At 69.2% G+C, this 4,325-nt stretch carries 5 protein-coding genes and 3 pseudogenes; 6 read left to right on the top strand and 2 right to left on the bottom strand.

Going from position 1 to position 4,325, the window contains the following annotated elements; genetic code table 11:
• Positions 1-59 precede the first annotated feature (59 nt).
• Positions 60-581, bottom strand: coding sequence for an archaemetzincin family Zn-dependent metalloprotease (locus GJ629_RS14685; protein WP_157513693.1), 522 nt, complete (start codon positions 579-581; stop codon positions 60-62).
• 81 nt (positions 582-662) lie between these two features.
• Between GJ629_RS14685 and GJ629_RS14680 the strand changes: the two are divergent.
• The 3 genes and pseudogenes from GJ629_RS14680 (at position 663) to npdG (ending at position 2,651) form a co-directional block, all read left to right on the top strand.
• Positions 663-1,530 (top strand): annotated as a pseudogene (locus GJ629_RS14680) (TIGR01548 family HAD-type hydrolase).
• On the top strand, positions 1,531-1,944 hold the full coding sequence (locus GJ629_RS14675) for a hypothetical protein (protein WP_157513692.1): 414 nt from the start codon (positions 1,531-1,533) through the stop codon (positions 1,942-1,944).
• 39 nt (positions 1,945-1,983) lie between these two features.
• Positions 1,984-2,651, top strand: a pseudogene (gene npdG, locus GJ629_RS14670) (NADPH-dependent F420 reductase).
• Between the two features lie 75 nt (positions 2,652-2,726).
• On the opposite strand, the gene GJ629_RS14665 reads toward npdG, so the two are convergent.
• Positions 2,727-2,993 (bottom strand): co-chaperone YbbN, encoded by a 267-nt coding sequence (locus tag GJ629_RS14665; RefSeq protein WP_157513691.1) that lies wholly within the window; start codon positions 2,991-2,993, stop codon positions 2,727-2,729.
• 99 nt (positions 2,994-3,092) lie between these two features.
• Here GJ629_RS14665 and GJ629_RS14660 point away from each other — a divergent pair, with 99 nt between their 5' ends.
• The 3 genes and pseudogenes from GJ629_RS14660 to GJ629_RS14650 all read left to right on the top strand — a co-directional run.
• The gene (locus tag GJ629_RS14660; protein ID WP_157513690.1) at positions 3,093-3,248 is read left to right on the top strand and encodes a preprotein translocase subunit Sec61beta; all 156 of its coding nucleotides are present in this window, start codon (positions 3,093-3,095) and stop codon (positions 3,246-3,248) included.
• Positions 3,249-3,286: 38 nt separating this feature from the next.
• On the top strand, positions 3,287-3,661 hold the full coding sequence (locus GJ629_RS14655) for a hypothetical protein (RefSeq protein WP_157513689.1): 375 nt from the start codon (positions 3,287-3,289) through the stop codon (positions 3,659-3,661).
• Positions 3,658-4,325: pseudogene (locus GJ629_RS14650) on the top strand (hypothetical protein); the annotation flags it as partial. The gene GJ629_RS14655 and the pseudogene GJ629_RS14650, both read left to right, overlap by 4 nt.

The raw sequence follows: 4,325 nt of genomic DNA, 5'->3' as shown, positions 1-4,325 counted from the left end.
CCCAAGTTTTTGCGCGAGGGGGTCGCGCCAGCGACCCCCTCGGACGGAAAAAGTGGGTGTTAGAGTACTTGCCGATTGCACGTCCCACAGAGGTTCTGCTCTTTGACGTCGACCTCACGGACCGTCGGCGAGAAGTTCATCACGCAGCGCTTGTTGTCACAGTGTTCCAGCCCGAGGGTGTGGCCGATCTCGTGGACAACCTCTTTGCGGACGCGTTCGGCGAACACCTCGCCCGAATCACGGGAGCTGATGCCGCCGTCCGAGGAGGTCTGTAGGCGGTACGTCGAGATGACAGAGCCGTTGCCGTCCAGATAGGCGAGGCCGAAGACGTAGTTCCGCCGGCGGTAGAACAGGTCCTTGGGGGTGATAGCGATGTTCTTCTCGCCGGAGCCGATCCGGCTGGCGAGCTCGATGAACTCCTCGGCGCGGTACTGGTCGCGGCCGGAGTCGTACGCGCCGGTCGGGATGGGTTCGGCGTCGTGGACCGTCACGTCACAGTCGTAGACGGACCGAAGGCCGGCCGAGGCTTCGCGTTTGACCACGGCGGGGAGGTCGCCGACCGGCACGATGTCGACGTGCATGCGCTCCCGTATGGTAGGGACGACCATAAAAATCCCGACAGGGCCGGAACCGGCTTCAATGAGGCCACCGTGGGGACCGGTATGGACGCGGACACAGTGGTTCTGGACATCGACGGGGTGCTGGTGGACGTGGCCGACTCCTACCGACGGGCGATAGTCGAGTCCGTCGAGCGGGTGTACGGCGAGACCATCGCGCGCCCGGCCATCCAGCAGTTCAAGGACGCCGGCGGCTTCAACAACGACTGGGAGGTCACCGACGCCGTCGCGCTGTACGTCCTCGCCGGCCGCGAGGGGTTCCCGCTGAGCATCGAGACGTTCACCGACCGCATCGCCGAGTCCGGGGGCGGACTGGTGGCCGCCCGGTCGGTCGTCGACGACGAACTCGACCCGGCCGAGCGCGAGCGAATCCTCGGCGTCTGGGACCGCGACCGCCTCCGGACGGTGTTCCAGCAGTTGTACCTCGGGGCCGACCTCTACCGCGAGTTGGAGGGCGGGACGCCGGAGCTCCACACCGAGGGGTACATCCACGACGAACCGGTGTTGCTCGACGCCGACACCCGCGAGGCGCTGACGGAAACCTACGAGATAGCGATTCTAACCGGGCGCCCCGCCGCCGAGGCCGACATCGCCCTCGGTCGCGTCGGCCTGTCGGTGCCCGACGAGCGCCGGATCACGATGGACGACGACCTGCCGGGCAAGCCCGACCCGGCGGGGCTGGTGGCGCTTTCCGAACGCGCCGGCGGCGACTCGGTCGTCTTCGTCGGCGACACGCTCGACGACATCCGGACGGCTGTCGACGCCGGCGAGGACGACCCCGCCCGGACCTACCACGGCGTCGGCGTCCTGACGGGCGGGCTCTCCGGGGGAGCGCGGCCGCGAGAAGTTCGAACGCGCGGGGGCGGCGGCGGTACTGGACAGCGTGGCCGACCTGCCGGCGCTGTTGTCGTAGATGCCCCCCAGCAGGGTGACGGCGGCGGTGCAGTCGTTCGGCCTCGGGGCGATGACCGGCCTCGTCGTCACGGCCGTCGTCAGGCGGCCGGCGGCGCTGTCGCCAGTCGGGTTCACCGCGGTCGTGAGCCTCGTCGGGTTCGTCGCCGTCGCCGCGCTCCGCTGGCGGCGACACGAGGCGTGGGCGTCGCTCGGCCCCACCGTCGGGTTCGCGCTGTTTTTCGGCTCGCTGTTCGTCGGCGTCGTCGTCCTCGCGGGACCGGTCGGCATCCTTCTGGGCGGCGGGACGGTCACGACAGTCGTACAGCTGTTGGCGAGTGCCGTCGCGTTCGCGGGGACCGCGTGGGTGTGTTTCTTCGGCGGCGCACGGACGGTCGTGACGTGGGTCGCGCCGCGGCTCGGCGTCGAACTCTGATCGCACAACGCTTATTCGGCTCTCGCCGAACCCACCAGTATGGACATCGCACTGCTGGGCGGGACCGGCGACGTCGGCGAGGGGCTGGCCCTGCGGTGGGCCTACGACACGACCCACGACATCGTGATCGGCTCACGCGAGGCACAGAAGGCCGAGAACAAAGCCGAGGAGTACGCGGCCGAACTCGACAGCCGCGGGACCGAAACGACCATCCGCGGGACCGACAACGCCAGCGCGGCCGCCGCGGCCGACGTGGTCGTCGCGGCCGTGCCGGCCTACCACCTGACCGACACCGTCGAGGCCGTCGCCGAGAGCCTAGACGAGGAGACGATACTGGTCACGCCCGCCGTCGGGATGAAACGCGACGAGAGCGGGTTCCACTACAACCGACCCGGCGCCGGGAGCGTCACCGCGCTAGCGGCGGGGGCGGCCCCCGAGGGGACGCCGGTCGTCGGCGCGTTCCACAACCTCCCGGCCGGGCGACTGGCCAATCTCGACGCCGACCTCGGCATCGACACGCTGGTTGTCGGCGACGACGAGGACGCCGTCTCGACGGTCGTCGACGTCGCGGAAGGCATCGAGGGGCTGCGGGCGCTTGCGGCCGCGGCCTAGACAACGCCGCCGAGATAGAGGGGCTGACGCCGCTTTTGATCAACGTCGCACAGCACAACGACGGCCTCCACGACCTCGGCGTCCGCTTCGAGTGACGGGGCCGTCGTTCCGAGCGAGTGACTGAGTGTCGTCGCGTCGCGTGCGAGAACGACGAGAGCAGGGAAAACGAGCTACGCGCCGGCTTCTTGCAGCGCCTGTTCGATCTCTTCGGCCTGTGTGACGCCGATGAACCGCTCGACGATGCCGTCATCGTTCTCGACGACGAGCGTCGGGAGCGAGCGGACCTGATACTCGTTGGCGATATCCTGTTCGGCGTCGACGTCGATCTTCTCGAACTCGACGTCGCCGTATTCGGCCTCTAAGTCCTCTAGGATCGGATCTTGAGTCTTGCAGGGCCCACACCAGTCGGCGTAGAAGTCCTTGAGGGTGACAGTCATGCGTGCAGCAGTAGTTGCCAATCGGGTCGGATAAGCGTTTCCACTACCGGAAACGGCGGGTCGTAACACTTACCCTGCGTGGCGTCCCAACGTAGAGATATGAGTTCAAGCGACAGCGGCGGTCTGATGTCCTCTGCCGGCCTCGTCCGGTACTTCGACGCCGAGGACCGCAACGCGATCAAGATCGACCCCAAGACGGTGGTCGCCTCCGGCGCGCTGCTCGGGGCCCTCGTCCTGATCCTCAACGCGCTGTAACCGGGGCGTTTTCACCGCCGGCCCGCGAACGCGTGCGTATGCACTTCGACCAGCGGACACAGCGGGCGCTCCGGGCGGCCGGCCTCTCGACCGACGAGATAGAGTCGGTCTCCGAGGACGTCGTCGCCGCGACCCGGCAGGCCGCGTCCGACCTCGAATCCTTCTTCGACGGCCGCGACACCGTCTACTCGGATATGGACCGCGCCCACAGCGCCGACGATGTCCACGAACACACCGTCGAGTACTGTGACCTGTTCACCCACGCCGCCGACATCCGGGGATATCTCCGCTTTGACTCGTGGGGCGTCCCCGTCGAGGGCGGGCGCGTCCTCGCGGACGGCCGCGTGGAACTGACGCTCGGCCCGACCGTCGACGACCGCGTCCGGTTCGCCGCCGAGCCCGAGGACCTATGAGCGAGACGACCGTCCGGTGTCGCGGTATCTACACGACGGCGCTGACGCGGCGGTTCCACGAGCGCGAGGGGACGGCCGTCGTCGACGCCTCCGAACCAATCCGCGACCGCTTCGACGCGACGTTCCCGGTCGCGCCCGCCGACGCCGAGGTGTGGACGACCGACGACCGCCAAGGCGTCGGCGTCGCCGGCACGCTGGACCCCGTGCTGGACGTGCTGACGGGGACGGGCATCGACACGCTGGCGTGGCGCGACCCGGCCCCGCGGGGACTGATCGCCGACGGCCGCGTCACCGAGACGAGAGGCGGCGGTGCGCTCGTCGACCTCGGGGACGCGACCGGCTACCTCCCCTTTTCGAACGCCGACGACCGCGTCGAAACCGGCGACCGCTACCGGGTGCAGGTCGCCGAGCCGAACCCGCCGTGGAGCGGCGACCGAGCGGTGCTCGACACGGACATCTCCATCGGAGGGGACGCTCGTGTCGCTGGTTCGGGACGGCGGTGGCTCCCGCGGCGGCCAACCGGAACTGGCCGACCTGCTGTCGACGGACACCCCGGAAGGGTGGCGGGCCGTCTGGGACAGGGCAGCGGACGACGCCGATCTCGACGCCCTCGGAGCGGCGCTGGAACGGGCGGTCGACCGCGCCGAGTCCGTCGAGGACGCGC

The organism is Halapricum sp. CBA1109 (assembly GCF_009741825.1).
Taxonomy (GTDB): domain Archaea; phylum Halobacteriota; class Halobacteria; order Halobacteriales; family Haloarculaceae; genus Halapricum.
Note: the sequence above shows the minus strand (reverse complement) of the source record. Positions and strands in the feature narration are given on the sequence as shown.